The organism is Sphingomonas corticis (assembly GCF_012035195.1).
Classification (GTDB): Bacteria; Pseudomonadota; Alphaproteobacteria; order Sphingomonadales; family Sphingomonadaceae; genus Sphingomonas; species Sphingomonas corticis.
In genome coordinates this window covers 348295-363480 of sequence record NZ_JAAVJH010000005.1, presented here as the reverse complement: position 1 = coordinate 363480, position 15186 = coordinate 348295, and the positions used below count along the sequence as shown (strand labels likewise).

Sequence of the window (15186 nt, the reverse complement as noted above, 5' to 3'; positions counted from 1 at the left end):
GCGTCGCCCTGCCCGAACCCGCCCGCGCGATCAATATCGCCGCTCGATCAGCTTGGCTGAAGCAGGCCCGACAGGGCACGCCACAGGCCGAAATTGCCGAGGTCGTTGATCGTCACGAGAAGCATCAGCGCGAATACCGCCGCCAGCCCCCCGCGATACGCCCATTCCATCGCCTCCGGCGCGACCGGCCGCCGACGGACAGCCTCGATCGCGTAGAACAGCAGGTGCCCGCCATCCAGCATCGGCACTGGCAGCAGGTTGATGAACCCCAGATTGATGGAAACCAGCGCCAGCAGGAACACGAACGCGTCCCAGCCGAGCGTGATCTGCTCGCCCGATACCTTCGCGATCGACAGCGGCCCGCCCAGTTCCTTTACGGATCGGCGTCCGGTGACGATCTGCCCGATCGTCTCCACCATCATCTGGACGATCTGCCCGGTCCGCTCGACCGCGATCACCGGCGCCTCCAGCAGCCCGACCGGACGAACCAGCGGCGCCGCCGGCGCGATGCCGAGCAAGCCGACCTGATAGTCGTTGCCGAACCGGTCGCGCTGGCGATCGGTGGCGATCGTCGCCTCCACGCTCGCCGCACGGCCGCCGCGGACATAGTCGATCCGCACCCGCTCGCCTGCGCGGATCTTCACGTAGCGGACCATGTCCTCGAACGTGTCCATCGATCGCCCGCCAATGGCGGTGATGCGGTCGCCCGCGGCCAGCCCCGCCGCCGCCGCCGCCGTGCCCGGGATCGCCTGCCCCACCGTGGCGGGGGTGCGCGCGTCGCCATAGGCGAGCGCGAAACCGCCGAGGATCAGGATCGCCAGCAGGAAGTTCACGACCGGCCCCGCCGCGACGATAATCGCGCGCTGCCACACCGGCTTCGCCTGGAAGGTGCGCGCGCGCTCCTCCGCGGGCAGCGCCAGCCACTCCGCCGAGGGCTGCGATACCGCGTTCATGTCGCCGGCGAACTTCACGTAGCCGCCCAGCGGCATCCAGCCGATCTTCCACCGCGTACCGCGCCGGTCGGTCCAGCCCGCCACCTCGCGGCCGAAGCCGATCGAGAAGGCGTCCGCCTTCACGCCGAACCAGCGCCCGGCGAGATAATGGCCCATCTCATGAACGAAGACGAGCGGACCGATCACCAGCACGAAGGCCAGCAGGGTCAGCACTATACCGGGGGTCTGGATCAAGCCACGCCATCCTCTACGCGCTCGCCCGCCAGCCGCCGCGCTTCCGCGTCGATCGCCAGCACGGCGTCGAGCGTCTCCGGCGCGGCCGGGTCGTAGCGCTGCATCGTATCGTCGACGATTGCGGCGATTTCGAGGAAGCCGATACGGCCGGCCAGGAAGGCGGCGACCGCCACCTCGTTGGCGGCGTTCAGGATCGCCGGGCGGGCGCCCCCCTCCTCCACCGCAGAGCGCGCCAGCGCCAGCGCGCGGAACCGCACCGGATCGGGCGCCTCGAAGTCGAGCCGGCCGATGGCGACCAAATCCAGCGGCTCCATCGGCGTCGCCATCCGGTCCGGCCAGGCGAGGCAGTGTGCGATGGGCACACGCATGTCGCTGGGGCCCAGCTGCGCCAGCACCGAACCGTCGACGTAATCGACCATGGAGTGGATCACCGACTGCCGATGAACGACGATCTCGATCCGGTCTGCCGGCACCGGGAACAGGCGGGCCGCCTCGATCAGCTCCAGCCCCTTGTTCATCATCGTCGCCGAATCGACCGAGATCTTGGCGCCCATCGACCAATTGGGATGCGCCACCGCCTGCTCCCGCGTCACCCGTGCCATCTCGTCCAGCGAGGCGTCGCGGAACGGGCCGCCGCTGGCGGTCAGCACGATCCGCCGCACGCGCTCCGGCCGGGCGAAATCGAAGCACTGGAAGATCGCGTTGTGCTCGCTGTCGGCGGGCAGGATCGTCGCGCCGTGGGCGCGCGCCGCGGCGGTGACGAGGTCGCCGGCGGAGACCAAAGGCTCCTTGTTCGCCAGGATCACGGTGCCGCCGCACTCGATCGCCGCCATCGTCGACGCGAGCCCCGCGCAGCCGACGATCGCCCCCATCGTCACATCGGCGCCCAGCGCGGCGGCGTCGCACACGGCGCGCGCACCGCCCGCCGCGGCGATGCCGGTGCCGGCCAGTGCCCGCTCCAGCTCGGCGAGGCAGGTCGCGTCCGCCACCACCGCCAGTTCCGCACGGGTGCGGATCGCCGCTGCGGCCAGCTTCGCGACGTCGCAATTGGCGGTCAGCGCCTTGACGCGGAAACGGTCCGGCGCGCGCTCCACCAGATCCAGCGTGGAGGTGCCGACCGATCCGGTGGCACCCAGGATCGTCACCGTCCTCACGGCAGCAGGACGAGCAGGGCGGCGATGGGCGCGACCGGAACCAACCCGTCGATCCGGTCCAGCACGCCGCCGTGGCCGGGAAGCGTGTTGCCCGAATCCTTCACGCCCGCCACCCGCTTCAGCCAGCTTTCATAGAGATCGCCCGCCTGCGCCAGCGCGGCCAGCAGCGGCGTCGCGAGCACGAAGCGCAGCGGCAACCCCTCCCCCGCGTGCAGCGCCAGCGCGAGCGCGGTGGCGGCCACCATCCCGCCGACCAGCCCCGCCCAGGTCTTGTTGGGGCTGAGCCGCGGCGCCAGCTTCGGCCCGCCGATCGTGCGCCCGGCGAAGAAGGCGCCGATATCGGTCGACCACACCAAAGCCATCGTCCAGAACGCGAACAGCAGCCCCCATTCCTGCCGACGCAGCACGATCAGCGCCATGACCGGCAGCGCGCAGTAGAGCACGCCCAGCGCAAGCTGCGGCAGCCGGGTGACGATGACGACGAAGAACGCGGCTCCCGCCACCAGGCCCAGCGTGAAGAAGTCGCGCGTTTCCAGCACCAGCCACGCCGGTGCCATTGTCGCCAGCGGCACGCTGAGCGCGAACTGCGCCAGCCGCTTGGTCTTCGCCGACACCTTTTGAAGGTCGGACCATTCGGCCATCATGAACAGCGAAACGACGACGGCGAGAAGCCAGAACGCGAAGCCGCCCATCCACAGCGCCACGCTGGCGACGGCGATCATCACCACGCTGGCGATCATGCGCAGCCGCAGGTTGGACGGGGTACGCAGCCTGGCGTCCGGCGTCGGCGGCAACGGCTCGGGCGTCACAACCCACCGTAGCGGCGCTGGCGGCCGCCGAACACCGCCACCGCCTGCGCCAATTCCGCCGCACCGAAGTCCGGCCACAGCGTATCGACGAACAGCAGCTCGGCATAGGCCGCCTGCCACAACAGGAAGTTCGACAGCCGCTGCTCGCCCGAGGTGCGGATGAGGAGGTCGAGCGGCGGCAGCTCGCGCGTCTCCAGTTCGGCCTCGATCGCGGCCTCGTCAATCCGCTCGGGCGGCAGCCGCTCCGCCAGGCGGCGCGCGGCGGCGGCGAGTTCCGCCTGCGCGCCATAGTTCAGCGCGATGGCCAGGATCGGCCCGGTGTTGCCCGCGGTGCGCGCCAGCCCGTCGTCCACCAGCGCGACGACGTCGGGCGCGAAGCGGCGATAGTCGCCGAGCACGCGCAGCCGCACATTCTCGCGCACCAGCTCGGCCAGATCGTTGCGGATGAAGAACTTCAGCAACCCCATCAGGTCGCCGATCTCTTCGGCCGGGCGGCGCCAGTTCTCGCTGGAGAAGGCGTAGAGCGTCAGCGCCTCGATCCCCATCGCCCGTGCCGCGCGGGTGACGGCGCGCACCGCTTCCACCCCCGCCTTGTGCCCGGCGGCGCGCGGCAGGTGCCGCGCCTTGGCCCAGCGTCCGTTGCCGTCCATGATGATGGCGACGTGGCGCGGCAGCACGGCCGCCGCGGGCACGGCCGACAGGATCGGCGCGGAGCTCACGCGACCGCGCCTCGACCGGCCGCCTTCGTCACGAACGGACCGCGGCTCACTTGCCCAGGATTTCCTTTTCCTTCGCGTCCGCCACCTGGTCGATGTCGGCGATGGTCGCGTCGGTCAGCTTCTGCACCTCGGTCTCGTGGCGCTTGCGCTCGTCCTCGCTGAACACGCCCTTCTTCTCGTCGGTCTTCAGCGCGTCCATGCCGTCGCGGCGCACGTTGCGGACGGCGACCTTCGCCTTTTCCGAATATTGCCCCGCCAGCTTGGCCAACTCCTTGCGCCGCTCCTCGGTCAGATCGGGAATGGGCAGGCGCAGCGTGTTGCCGTCGTTGATCGGGTTGAGGCCCAGCCCGGCGGAGCGGATCGCCTTCTCCACCGGGCCCACGTTGGTCTTGTCCCACACCTGCACGGAGATCATCCGCGGTTCCGGCACGGACACGGTCGCCACCTGGTTCAGCGGCATGTGTGCGCCGTACACCTCGACCGTCACCGGATCGAGCAGCGACGTGGACGCGCGGCCGGTGCGCAGACCGCCGAGATCGCCCTTCAGCGATTCGACCGCGCCGTGCATGCGGCGCTCGAGATCGGCCTTGTCGTACGCGGGCATCAGACGCTCTCCGTTTCCTTTTGCACCACCGTCGAGGTGCCTTCTCCACGCAGCACGGCGGCGAAATTGCCGTGCTCGCGGATGTTGAAGACGACGATGGGGATGTTGCTGTCGCGGCACAAGGCGATGGCACTGGCGTCCATCACCTTCAGGTTCCTTGCCAGGACCGTATCGTAACTGACTGTCTCGAAACGCTTTGCGTCGGGCACCTTCTTCGGATCGGCGTCGTAGACGCCATCCACCGACGTGCCCTTGAACAAGGCGTCGCAGTTCATCTCTGCCGCCCGCAGCGCGGCGCCGCTATCCGTCGTGAAGAAGGGCGAGCCGACGCCGGCGGCGAAGATCACCACGCGGCCCTTCTCCAGGTGCCGCTCCGCGCGGCGGCGGATGAAGGGTTCGCACACCGACTGCATCGGGATGGCGGACTGCACCCGGGTGTCGACGCCGATCTGCTCCAGCGCGTTCTGCACCGCCAGCGCGTTCATGACGGTGGCGAGCATGCCCATGTAATCCGCGGTGCCGCGCTCGAACCCCTTGGCCGCCGCGGCCAGCCCGCGAAAGATGTTGCCGCCGCCGACCACGACGCACAGCTCGTATCCCTCAGCCTTCACGTCGGCGATCTCTTCCGCCACCCGCGCGGTGACGGCAGGGTCGATCGCCAGCCCCCCCTCTCCCATGAGGACTTCGCCCGAGAGTTTCAGGAGGATGCGTTTGTAGCGGGGAGAGGTCATGAAGTCCGGTACGCTGGGAAAGTGGCGCGAACCTTAGGCGGCGCGAGCGGCGCGGGCAACCGCGGCGACAGGATAAACGGCCGCTTCGCCATAAACGTCATGCCGGCCTCGTCCCGGCATCCACCGCGCCGCACATCCCCGGATGACGAGGATCGTGGCGCCGTGGATACCGGCTCGAAACCGGCATGCCGGCACGGGTGACGTGAGGATCCTTACGCGGTCGGCTCGGGCTGCTTGCCCTGCGGCACGCCCGAGGCGGCGGCCACTTCGGCGGCGAAGTCCGACGCCTCCTTCTCGATACCCTCTCCCAGCTGGAAGCGGACATAGTCCTTCAGCTTGATCTCGGCACCGGCATCCTTGCCCGCCTTGGCCACGACGTCGCTGATCTTCGTCTTGCCGTCCATCACGAACAACTGGCTGACCAGCGCGTGCTCCTTGCGGTACTTGGCGATCGTGCCCTCGACCATCTTGGCGACGATGTCGGCCGGCTTGCCCGATTCGCCCGCCTTCTCCGCCGCGATGGCGCGCTCGCGCTCGATCTCGGCCTCGTCCAGGTCCTCCTCGTTCAGCGCCTTGGGGAAGGCCGCGGCGATGTGCATCGCCAGCTGCTTGCCGAGCGACTGGAGCACCTCGTCCGACGCCTTGCTCTCCAGCGCGACCAGCACGCCGATCTTGCCCAGGCCCGGCGCCTGCTGATTGTGCACGTAGGCGACGACCGCGCCCTCGGACACTTCCAGCCGCTTCGCGCGGCGCAGCGACTGGTTCTCGCCGATGGTCGCGATGTTGTTCGTCAGCACTTCGGCGACGGTGGTGCCCGACGGCATCGCCTCGGCCTTCAGCGCCTCGACGTCTCCGCCAGTGGCGAGCGCGATCTGCGTCACTTCGCGCACGAACGCCTGGAACTGGTCGTTCTTCGCGACGAAATCGGTCTCCGAATTGACCTCCACCGCGGCGCCCTTCGTGCCCGACACGGCGACGCCGACCAGCCCCTCGGCCGCGGTGCGGCTGGACTTCTTCTGCGCGGCGGCCAGGCCCTTGGTGCGCAGCCAGTCGAGCGCGGCGTCCATGTCGCCGCCGGTCTCGCTGAGCGCCTTCTTGCAGTCCATCATGCCCGCGCCGCTCTTCTCGCGCAGGTCCTTGACCATCGCTGCCGTGATATCGGCCATCGTTCTATCCTCAATCTGCAAAAGCCGTTCGGGCTGAGCGAAGTCGAAGCCCGAGCGCAGCGGCTGCCCTTCGACTTCGTTCAGGGCGAACGGAGGTTTGAAGGCGCGGGTTACCACGCCTCCATGACGGTTACGCGGCGGCGGTCTCTTCGCTCGCCGGGACGTCGCCGGGCTGCGCTGCGGGCGTTTCCACCTCTGCCGACAGCGCCGCTTCCGCCGGCGGCTCGTCCATCGCGCCCAGGTCGCGGCCCGAGCGGGCCTGCTGCTGCTGGCCGCCACGGGTCGCCGCGATCGCGATCGCCTCGCAGTACAGGCGAATGGCGCGGCTGGCGTCGTCGTTGGCCGGCACCGGGAAAGCGATGCCGTCCGGCGAGACGTTCGAATCCAGGATCGCGACGACCGGGATGCCCAGCGTGTTGGCCTCCTTGATCGCCAGCTCTTCCTTGTTCGCGTCGATCACGAACATGACGTCGGGAACGCCGCCCATGTCGCGGATGCCGCCCAGGCTCATCTCCAGCTTGTCGCGCTCGCGCGTCAGCTGCAGCACTTCCTTCTTCGTCAGGCCGTGCGTGTCGCCCGACAGCTGCTCCTCCAGCGCCTTCAGCCGCTTGATGGAGTTGCTGATGGTCTTCCAGTTGGTCAGCATGCCGCCGAGCCAGCGGTGGTTGACGAAATGCTGCCCGGCGCGACGCGCCGCCTCTGCGACCGGCTCCTGCGCCTGGCGCTTGGTGCCGACGAACAGCACCTTGCCGCCCGCGGCGACGGTGGAGCTGACGAACTCCAGCGCGCGCGCGAACAGCGGCACGGTCTGCGACAGGTCGATGATGTGGACGCCGTTGCGGTCGCCGAAGATGTAGGGCTTCATCTTCGGGTTCCAGCGATGCGTCTGGTGGCCGAAATGCGCGCCGGTCTCGATCAGCTGCTGCATGGTGACGACGGGTGCCGCCATGGTCGTAATTCCTTCCGGTTGAGCCTCTGGGAAGCGAGTGACGCGGCCTGGAAGGCCGGCGCACCGGGTGATGATGCTTCCCATGCGGGGTTTAGGGGCGCGCCCTTAGCCGATCGCGCGTCGCACCTCAAGCGCGAAGAGGTGCTTGACGCGAGGGAACGAAAATGGAACAAGACAAAAGAACAGAATGCGAACCTTCGTAGCGGGTCGATGTTTCGGCAGTGGAATGTTACCGGAATATTGCCGTCAAGGGGGAACCGCACACTTATCCACAGGTTTGCGACGAATGGCTCGCGACCGAGCGAAGGGCGAACGACATGGCGACGGTGATGACTTTCCTGGTGTTCGGCGGCGCACTCGCGGCCTCGGTCTACGCGCTGGTGGCGACGCTCTCGCCGCGTGTCGAACAGATCGCCGACGTGCTGTTCGGTCGGCAGCAGCCCCGCTTCGAGCCGCTCGCCGCGCTGGTGCGGGCGGAGCGGCGGATCGCCGTCAGGCGCTGGGCGGCGGTGCCGGCGGGGCGGGCGACGCTGCGGGCGCGCGAAGCCGCCTGACCCTGGCATAGCTTGCGATGCTGAGCGGCAGGCACGCGAGATAGACGAGACAGGCCACGGTCGCGGTCTCCCAGGGCGCATTCACCGCCGCCGCGGCGACGATGACGACCAGCGCCAGCGCTTCGAACCGGACGGTCCGCCGCAGCTTCAGCGATGTCCACGAGAAGGTGGCGAGGCTGGAGACCATCAGCAGGGCGACAACCGCCACCCAGGGCGCCACCAGCCGCGGATCGCGCAGGACCGGCTCGCCGCTCCAGAACCAGGCGAACATCGGCGCGAGCGCCAGTCCTGCGCCCGCCGGGGCGGGTACGCCGGTCAGGAAGCCCGCGGACTTGTGCGGCTGCTCGTCCGCGTCGATCGCGGCGTTGAAGCGGGCGAGCCGCAGCGCGCAGAAGACCGCGAGCATCAGCGACGCCATCCAGCCGAAGCGCGGCAGCGTCTGCAGCGACCAGAGGTAGAGGATCAGCGCGGGCGACACACCGAAGGAGATCGCGTCGGACAGCGAGTCCAGCTCGGCGCCGAAGCGGCTCTCGCCGTGCAGCATCCGCGCGACGCGCCCGTCCAGACCGTCGAGCACGCCCGCGACCAGCACCAGCACGACCGCCAGTTCCCAGCGCCCAGCGATGGCGAAGCGGATGCCCGAAAGACCGGAGCAGAGCGCCAGCGCGGTGACGGCATTGGGGGCTACCGCGCGCAGCGGCAGGCCGCGGCGCAGCACCAGCGGGCGGCGTTTGGGCTCGGATCGCGGCTGGCCCGCTCCGCTCCCGGGTCCACTGCCTCCTGGGCTCACTGCGGCTCCCCCCTTACTGCGCCACGCCGGTGGCGGGCAGCGCACCGTGACGACCGAGCACCGTCTCGCCGGCGATGGCACGCTGGCCGAGCGCGACCTGCGGCGCACAGCCGTCCGGAAGGTACACGTCGACGCGGCTGCCGAACCGGATCAGGCCGACACGCTGGCCCGCCGCGACGATGTCGCCCACCTTCGCGAAGGCCACGATGCGCCGCGCGACCAGCCCGGCGATCTGCGTGAAGCCGACCTTGCGCCCATCATGCCCCTCGACGACGAAATGCTGGCGCTCGTTCTCCTCCGACGCCTTGTCGAGGTCGGCATTGAGGAACTTGCCCGAGATGTAGACCACTTGCCGGATGGTGCCGGCGATCGGCGCGCGATTGATGTGCACGTCGAACACCGACATGAACACGGACACGCGCACGCGGCTCCCCTCGCCCAGCTCGCCCGACAGCTCGCGCGGTACCGGCACCCGCTCGATCATCGTGACCAGTCCGTCGGCGGGCGAGACGACCAGGTCGTCGCCCACCGGCGTGGTGCGGACGGGGTCGCGGAAGAACGCCGCCACCCAGATGGTGACGCCCAGCAGCGGCCAGAAGAATACCTTGGACAGGATCGTCGCCAGCAGCGTGATGCCAAAGGCGATCGCGGTGAACTTCTGCCCTTCGGGATGGATCGCGGGGAACCGCCATTTGACGGTGGTGGTGACGGGCACGCCGCCGTGCTGCGGCGGTTTCTCTAACGATGGCATGGCTGCGGTCTACCGGGCGCGCCCCGTCGTGACAATCGCACGCGTCACGCCGTCGCGGGCGCGCGACCACGCCGCCGCATCGCTCCGCCCACCGCGCCGAAGCCGAGGATCATCAGCGCCCAGGTCGCAGGCTCGGGAACGCCGTTCACGCCCAGCTGGCCAGCGATGCCGGAACCGAGCGCCTGGTGGATGCCGCGCGTCGGGTGGACGCCATCGAAATAGGTGTAGTTGGTGCAGGCCGGCGCCGCCGTGGTGCCGAGGCACGCGTCGGTGGTGTTCAGCCCGGCCGGCAACCCCGCGGCGGTCGGATCGGCGTAGATGCGCGCCTGGTAGGCGAAGAAATCGAAGAAGATGAAGTTGGCGCCGGTACGCTCCGCAAATTGGTCGGTCAGTCCGTCGAAGGCGGTGTTGAGGCCGAGCGACATCTGCCGCCCCGCCGCCTCCAGCGCGTCCGAGTTGAACTGCGTCACCACCGGAATCTGCCCCACATCGGGCAGCCCCGTGATGACGAAGTTGCGCGCGCCCAGCGTGTAGAGCGAGGTCAGCCCCTCGCTCATCGCGGTCAGCGTGGGGGCGAAATCGGGCACGTAGCGCGGATTGGCACCCAGCTTGGCCAGCTCGCTGCGGATGTCGTTGCCGCCCAGCGTGACGAGCACGAGCGAATCGGCGGTGAATTGCTGGCCCGACGTGCGGAAGCTCGCCACCTGCTCGGCGAAGCTCGGGCTGGCGTCGCCCGCCACCTCGCGCGCCTGCGCGCCGCCGACGGAGAAGTTGCGGCCGCCATAGGCCGAGGCGGTGGTCACCTGCCCCTCCACCCCGCGCGACAGCCAGTCGGCGTAGGTCAGCCCGTTGGAGAAGCGGCCCTGGTAATATCCCTGCGCGGCGGGTGCCGGATCCTCCCCGCCCGAGGCGGCGCGTCCGGCCTGCGCATTGCCGGCATCGACCAGGCTGTCGCCGAACACGAACAGCCGATCGTACGGCTTTGCCGTCTGCGCACCCGCCGGCAAGGCCGCCAGCATCACCGCGGCCATCGCGAACCCTTTGGTCAACATCCTCGATCCCTTCGCTTTTCTGTTATGGCGTCATGATATCGTCATTGATCGGCAATGCACGCGCAAATCGCCGCGGCGCCGGGCGTTGCCAGCCGCCGGGCGAATGCCTATCGCCCCCGGCAACCCTCCCCCTTGCAAGGAAGCGAAGATGGCGAAGATCAAGGTGAAGACGCCCGTCGTGGAGATCGACGGCGACGAGATGACGCGGATCATCTGGGAGTGGATCCGCGAGCGGCTCATCAAGCCGTACCTCGACATCGATCTCGATTATTACGACCTCGGCATCGAGCACCGCGACGCCACCGACGACAAGGTGACGGTGGACAGCGCGCACGCCATCCAGAAGTACGGCGTCGGCGTGAAGTGCGCCACGATCACGCCGGACGAGGCGCGGGTCGAGGAATTCGATCTGAAGAGCATGTGGAAGTCGCCCAACGGCACGATCCGCAACATCCTGGGCGGTGTCGTCTTCCGCGAGCCCATCGTGATCCGCAACGTGCCGCGCCTGATCCCGGGCTGGACCCACCCGATCGTCGTCGGCCGCCACGCCTTCGGCGACCAGTATCGCGCCACCGACTTCAAGGTGCCCGGCAAGGGCAAGCTGACGATGAAGTGGACGGGCGAGAACGGCGACGAGATCGAGCGCGAGGTGTTCGACTTCCCCGCCGCGGGCGTCGCGATGGGCATGTACAACCTCGACGAATCGATCCGCGACTTCGCGCGCGCCAGCCTGAACTACGGCATCAATCGCAAGTGGCCGGTGTACCTCAGCACGAAGAACACGATCCTGAAGGCGTACGACGGCCGCTTCAAGGACATCTTCGCCGAGGTGTACGAGGCGGAGTTCGCCGAGGCGTTCAAGGAACTGGGCATCGTCTACGAGCACCGCCTGATCGACGACATGGTCGCCAGCGCGCTGAAGTGGAACGGCGAGTTCGTGTGGGCGTGCAAGAACTACGACGGCGACGTGCAGTCGGACCAGGTGGCGCAGGGCTTCGGCTCGCTGGGCCTCATGACCTCGGTCCTGATGACGCCCGACGGCAAGACCGTGGAGGCGGAGGCCGCGCACGGCACCGTCACGCGCCACTATCGCCAGCACCAGCAGGGCAAGGCGACGTCGACGAACCCGATCGCGTCGATCTTCGCCTGGACCGGCGGGCTGAAGTTCCGCGGCCGCTTCGACGGCACGCCGGACGTGACCCGCTTCGCCGAGGAGCTGGAGCGCGTCTGCATCGAGACGGTGGAGAACGGCGATATGACCAAGGACCTCGCGATCCTGATCGGCCCCGACCAGAAGTGGATGACGACCGAGCAGTTCTTCGAGGCGGTGCGCCTGAACCTCGAGAAGAAGATGGCGACCTGGGCGTAAGCCGTCGCGATCCGGAAGCGGCGAGGGCCTGGCGGGCGACCGCCGGGCCCTTTTCGTTGGCGACGATGACCACGCCGGGCGTCCGGTGCTCTCGACGATCCTTCATTACCGGTGAGACGCCTACGACGCGCTTGACTTCAAGTCTACCTATGTAGATTAGACGGGTATGGCTCGTTCTCCCTCATTCGCAACCCGTCGCGTCCTCCTGATGCTCGCCGGTTGCGGGGGAGCGTGGCGGCACGGCTACGACATCGTGCGCGAGACGGGGATCAAGTCCGGTACGCTCTATCCCATGCTCATCCGGCTGGCGGCCCAGGGGTTGCTCGAGGCGGAGTGGCAACCGCCGGTCGAGCCCGGCCGCCCGCCCCGCCATGCCTATCGACTGACCGCGCAGGGCGCGCGGCTGGCTGCCGAACTCTCCGCGAACGAGGACGGCGCCGGCCGCGCGGTACCCGCGTGATCGCGCCGCGCCTGATCGCGCGCGCGATCCTGCGCGTGGTCCCCGCGGAGCATGCCGCTTGGGCGGAGGCGATGGCGTGCGAGATCGTGGCGGCGCGGGACGACCGACGCTTCGCCATGGGATGCCTGTGCGCGGCGATGGGGCTGCGCCTGCGAACGACTGGAGGACGAGCAATGGAACAGGTGAGCGAGCGACCGAGGATGACGGCGGTGTCCTGCGGCGTGGTGGCCGCGCTGCTCGGTCTCGTCTACCTCGGCAGGACCGGGGCGCCGGCGACCATGCTGGCAGCGAACGCGGGAGCGATCGCGCTGGGACTGGCGGGGGTTGCCGTGCCGCGGCGCGTCCTGCTGTCCGATGCGACCGCGCTGTTCACCGCCTTCCTGCTGCTCGCCACCGCGCTCCTCGGCGCGGCGGCGGACGGCGCGGCGCGCTGGCTCCACCTCGGCGTCGCGGTCCAGCCGAGCCTCGTGCTGCTGCCCGCCGCGATCCTGGCGCACCTGACGCGACGCAGTGCGCTGACGGCCGGCGCGATGGTCGTTGCGGCGCTCGCGCTGGCGTGGCAGCCCGACCGCGCGATGGCCGGCGCGCTGCTGGCGGCATTGCTCGCCGGCGGAAGGCGATCCGGGCCGGTGCCGATCCTTGCGGCGGCGGCGGCGTTCGCCATCACGCTGCTGCGCGTCGACGACCTGCCGGGGGTGGAATGGGTCGACGGCGTCCTGTTCTCCGCGGTCGCGCGCGGCGTGCTGCCGGGTCTCGCCGTGATCGGCGGAACCGCGGTTCTGCTGGCGCCCGCCCTCTTCGCCCTGCGCGATGCCCGTGCCGACACGCGTGCCTTCGGCGCGACATGGGGGGCGGTCGTCGCCGCGGCTGCGCTCGGCAATTACCCGACTCCGCTGGTCGGCTACGGCGGCAGCGCGATCCTCGGCTACCTGCTCGCGGCCGCGTGCCTGCCCGCCCGCCCGGCCGCACGCGCCATCGATCCCGTGCCCGCGATGCGTGACGCGGCGCGCGACGACAGACTTTTTCGCCTCGCCTGAGCGACAGGCGCTGACAGGACCGGTCGCCTCCGCCTAAGGTCGCGCGCATGGCGATCGGTCTCGACAATGCAGGTTTCTCCGACGCGCTGGTGATCCTGGGTGCCGCCGGGCTGGTGATCCCCGCCTTCGCGCGCTTCCGCGTCAGCCCCGTCATCGGCTTCATCCTGGTGGGTGCGCTGGTCGGGCCGGCGGGGCTGGGCGCGCTCGTGCCGGAGCACCCTTGGCTGTATTATCTCACCATCTCCGACCGGGAATCGATCGAGCCGTTCGCCGAGTTCGGCATCGTCCTGCTGCTGTTCTCGATCGGGCTGGAGCTCAGCTTCCGGCGGTTATGGGCGATGCGGCAGTTGGTCTTCGGCATCGGCGCGGCGGAACTGTTCGGCTCGGCCGCGCTGATCGCGGTCGCGCTGCACTGGCTGGGGCAGGACTGGGCCGGGTCGGCGGGGCTGGGCCTGGCCGTCGCGCTGTCGTCCACCGCGCTGGTGCTGCCGCTGGCGGGGACTGCGAGCCAGGTGGGACGCCGCGCCTTCGCGATGCTGCTGTTCGAGGACCTGGCGCTCGTCCCCATCATCTTCGCGCTGGGCGCGATGGCGCCGACGGCCAGCGACGACGGCTGGGCGGGGCTCGCGGGCACGGCGCTGCGCGGTGGGCTGACGGTGGTCGCGATCTACATCGCCGGGCGGCTGGTGCTGCCGCGGCTGTTCGCGCAGGCGGCCCGCACGAAGAGTCCCGAGCTGTTCCTCGCCGCCTCGCTGCTCGTGGTGATCGTCGCGAGCGTCGCGACCACCGCGGCGGGCCTGTCGCCGATCGTCGGCGCGCTGCTCGCCGGGCTGCTGATCGCGGAGACCGAGTATCACAGCGAGGTCGAAGTCATCACCGCGCCGTTCAAGGGGCTGGCGCTCGGCGTGTTCCTCATCACCGTGGGGATGAGCCTGGACCTGCGGCTGATCCTCGCCAACTGGCCGTCGCTGCTGCTCGCCGTCGTCGGCGTCGTCGCCGTGAAGGCGGTCGTCACCTACCTGCTGCTGCGCGTGGCGCAGGCGCGCGCCGGGGTGGCGGCGGAGACAGGGCTCCTCATGGGCAGCCCGTCGGAGACGACGCTGATCGTGCTCGCCACCGCGGCGCAGGCGCAGCTGATCCTGCCGTCCACCGCCGCCTTCTGGCAGACGGTGACGGCCATCGGCCTGACGCTGACGCCGTTGCTGGCGAAACTGGGCACCTTCGTCTCGCGCCGGCTGGAGGGGCGCGACACGTTGGCCGACGATGGCGCGGAGGCGGGCGAGGGATCGCGCGCGATTGTCTTCGGCTTTGGCCGCGTGGGGCGCATGGTCGCAGACATGCTGGCGCGGCACGATCAGCCCTACGTCGCCGTGGAGGCGGACATCGACGCGGTGACGGAAGCGCGCGCCGCGGGCTATCGCATCGTCTTCGGCGACGTGGCGCGGGCGGAGCTGCTGGAGCGGCTGGACCTGGCGAACGCGCGCGCGCTGATCCTGACGATGGATGATCCGGTGCTGACGGTGCGGCTGGCGAAGCGGCTGCGCACCACGCATCCGGATCTCCCGATCATCGCGCGCGCGCGCGATCCCGGCCATGCCGCGGAGCTGTACCGCGCCGGCGTGACCGACGCGGTGCCGGAGACGCTGGAAAGCTCGCTGCAACTGTCCGAGGCGGTGCTCGTCGACCTGGGAGTCGCGATGGGTCCGGTGATCGCCTCCATCCACGAGAAGCGGGACGAGCTGCGCGCCGCGATCCGCAGCGAAGCGATGATGACGCGTGAGCCGCGGATCCGCCGGTTGCGCCGGCAGGACGAGGTGGAAACGTCGCAGGCCTGACACATCCTGTCGCCAAATC

At 69.6% G+C, this 15186-nt stretch carries 15 protein-coding genes and 2 pseudogenes; 5 read left to right on the top strand and 12 right to left on the bottom strand.

Annotated features, from left to right (window positions below; translation table 11 throughout):
* Positions 1-47: 47 nt before the first annotated feature.
* The 8 genes from HBH26_RS10785 to rpsB form a co-directional block, all read right to left on the bottom strand.
* Positions 48-1187, bottom strand: coding sequence for a M50 family metallopeptidase (locus HBH26_RS10785; protein ID WP_168134589.1), 1140 nt, complete (start codon positions 1185-1187; stop codon positions 48-50).
* On the bottom strand, positions 1184-2341 hold the full coding sequence (dxr, locus tag HBH26_RS10780; RefSeq protein WP_168134588.1) for a 1-deoxy-D-xylulose-5-phosphate reductoisomerase: 1158 nt from the start codon (positions 2339-2341) through the stop codon (positions 1184-1186). The genes HBH26_RS10785 and dxr overlap by 4 nt, the downstream gene beginning before the upstream one ends.
* Complete coding sequence (locus HBH26_RS20700; protein WP_168134638.1) at positions 2338-3081, bottom strand: phosphatidate cytidylyltransferase; 744 nt, start codon at positions 3079-3081, stop codon at positions 2338-2340. Before HBH26_RS20700 ends, dxr begins: the two co-directional genes overlap by 4 nt.
* Before the next feature lie 65 nt (positions 3082-3146).
* Positions 3147-3869: a polyprenyl diphosphate synthase gene (gene uppS / locus HBH26_RS10770; protein ID WP_168134587.1), complete on the bottom strand. Its 723-nt coding sequence runs from the start codon at positions 3867-3869 to the stop codon at positions 3147-3149.
* A 46-nt stretch (positions 3870-3915) separates the two neighbouring features.
* Positions 3916-4473, bottom strand: coding sequence for a ribosome recycling factor (gene frr / locus HBH26_RS10765; RefSeq protein WP_168134586.1), 558 nt, complete (start codon positions 4471-4473; stop codon positions 3916-3918).
* Positions 4473-5204: a UMP kinase gene (gene pyrH, locus HBH26_RS10760; protein WP_168134585.1), complete on the bottom strand. Its 732-nt coding sequence runs from the start codon at positions 5202-5204 to the stop codon at positions 4473-4475. Before pyrH ends, frr begins: the two co-directional genes overlap by 1 nt.
* Positions 5205-5416: 212 nt before the next feature.
* A complete protein-coding gene (gene tsf / locus HBH26_RS10755) occupies positions 5417-6370 on the bottom strand; it encodes a translation elongation factor Ts (RefSeq protein ID WP_168134584.1) in 954 nt (317 codons plus the stop codon).
* A gap of 130 nt (positions 6371-6500) precedes the next feature.
* A complete protein-coding gene (rpsB, locus tag HBH26_RS10750) occupies positions 6501-7319 on the bottom strand; it encodes a 30S ribosomal protein S2 (RefSeq protein WP_168134583.1) in 819 nt (272 codons plus the stop codon).
* Between the two features lie 317 nt (positions 7320-7636).
* Between rpsB and HBH26_RS10745 the strand changes: the two genes are divergently transcribed.
* A complete protein-coding gene (locus HBH26_RS10745; protein ID WP_209308466.1) occupies positions 7637-7873 on the top strand; it encodes a hypothetical protein in 237 nt (78 codons plus the stop codon).
* On the opposite strand, the gene HBH26_RS10740 is transcribed toward HBH26_RS10745, so the two are convergent.
* The 4 genes and pseudogenes from HBH26_RS10740 to HBH26_RS20695 form a co-directional block, all read right to left on the bottom strand.
* Positions 7812-8591, bottom strand: coding sequence for a CDP-alcohol phosphatidyltransferase family protein (locus HBH26_RS10740; RefSeq protein WP_168134582.1), 780 nt, complete (start codon positions 8589-8591; stop codon positions 7812-7814). The two genes, HBH26_RS10745 and HBH26_RS10740, sit on opposite strands and share 62 nt — an antisense overlap.
* Before the next feature lie 85 nt (positions 8592-8676).
* Positions 8677-9414 (bottom strand): phosphatidylserine decarboxylase, encoded by a 738-nt coding sequence (locus HBH26_RS10735; RefSeq protein ID WP_168134581.1) that lies wholly within the window; start codon positions 9412-9414, stop codon positions 8677-8679.
* A gap of 44 nt (positions 9415-9458) precedes the next feature.
* Positions 9459-9560 (bottom strand): annotated as a pseudogene (locus HBH26_RS21295) (PEPxxWA-CTERM sorting domain-containing protein); the annotation flags it as partial.
* Between the two features lie 36 nt (positions 9561-9596).
* Positions 9597-10433, bottom strand: a pseudogene (locus HBH26_RS20695) (SGNH/GDSL hydrolase family protein); the annotation flags it as partial.
* A 181-nt stretch (positions 10434-10614) separates the two neighbouring features.
* On the opposite strand from HBH26_RS20695, the gene HBH26_RS10725 reads away from it, so the two are divergent.
* From HBH26_RS10725 to HBH26_RS10710, 4 genes are all read left to right on the top strand, one after another.
* Positions 10615-11835, top strand: a complete 1221-nt coding sequence (locus tag HBH26_RS10725; protein WP_168134580.1) for an NADP-dependent isocitrate dehydrogenase — start codon at positions 10615-10617, stop codon at positions 11833-11835.
* 208 nt (positions 11836-12043) lie between these two features.
* Positions 12044-12295, top strand: coding sequence for a PadR family transcriptional regulator (locus HBH26_RS10720; protein WP_239024705.1), 252 nt, complete (start codon positions 12044-12046; stop codon positions 12293-12295).
* Complete coding sequence (locus HBH26_RS10715) at positions 12292-13332, top strand: hypothetical protein (RefSeq protein ID WP_168134578.1); 1041 nt, start codon at positions 12292-12294, stop codon at positions 13330-13332. Before HBH26_RS10720 ends, HBH26_RS10715 begins: the two co-directional genes overlap by 4 nt.
* Positions 13333-13379: 47 nt before the next feature.
* Positions 13380-15167 (top strand): cation:proton antiporter domain-containing protein, encoded by a 1788-nt coding sequence (locus HBH26_RS10710; protein ID WP_168134577.1) that lies wholly within the window; start codon positions 13380-13382, stop codon positions 15165-15167.
* Positions 15168-15186 lie beyond the last annotated feature (19 nt).

Excerpts from the sequence above, each read along its gene's own strand:
- HBH26_RS20700 (WP_168134638.1), bottom strand. The coding sequence starts at position 3,081 with ATGATCGCCAGCGTGGTGATGATCGCCGTCGCCAGCGTGGCGCTGTGG.
- frr (WP_168134586.1), bottom strand. The coding sequence starts at position 4,473 with ATGCCCGCGTACGACAAGGCCGATCTCGAGCGCCGCATGCACGGCGCG.
- pyrH (WP_168134585.1), bottom strand. The coding sequence starts at position 5,204 with ATGACCTCTCCCCGCTACAAACGCATCCTCCTGAAACTCTCGGGCGAA.
- tsf (WP_168134584.1), bottom strand. The coding sequence starts at position 6,370 with ATGGCCGATATCACGGCAGCGATGGTCAAGGACCTGCGCGAGAAGAGC.
- rpsB (WP_168134583.1), bottom strand. The coding sequence starts at position 7,319 with ATGGCGGCACCCGTCGTCACCATGCAGCAGCTGATCGAGACCGGCGCG.
- HBH26_RS10745 (WP_209308466.1), top strand. The coding sequence starts at position 7,637 with ATGGCGACGGTGATGACTTTCCTGGTGTTCGGCGGCGCACTCGCGGCC.
- HBH26_RS10735 (WP_168134581.1), bottom strand. The coding sequence starts at position 9,414 with ATGCCATCGTTAGAGAAACCGCCGCAGCACGGCGGCGTGCCCGTCACC.
- HBH26_RS10725 (WP_168134580.1), top strand. The coding sequence starts at position 10,615 with ATGGCGAAGATCAAGGTGAAGACGCCCGTCGTGGAGATCGACGGCGAC.
- HBH26_RS10720 (WP_239024705.1), top strand. The coding sequence starts at position 12,044 with ATGCTCGCCGGTTGCGGGGGAGCGTGGCGGCACGGCTACGACATCGTG.
- HBH26_RS10710 (WP_168134577.1), top strand. The coding sequence starts at position 13,380 with ATGGCGATCGGTCTCGACAATGCAGGTTTCTCCGACGCGCTGGTGATC.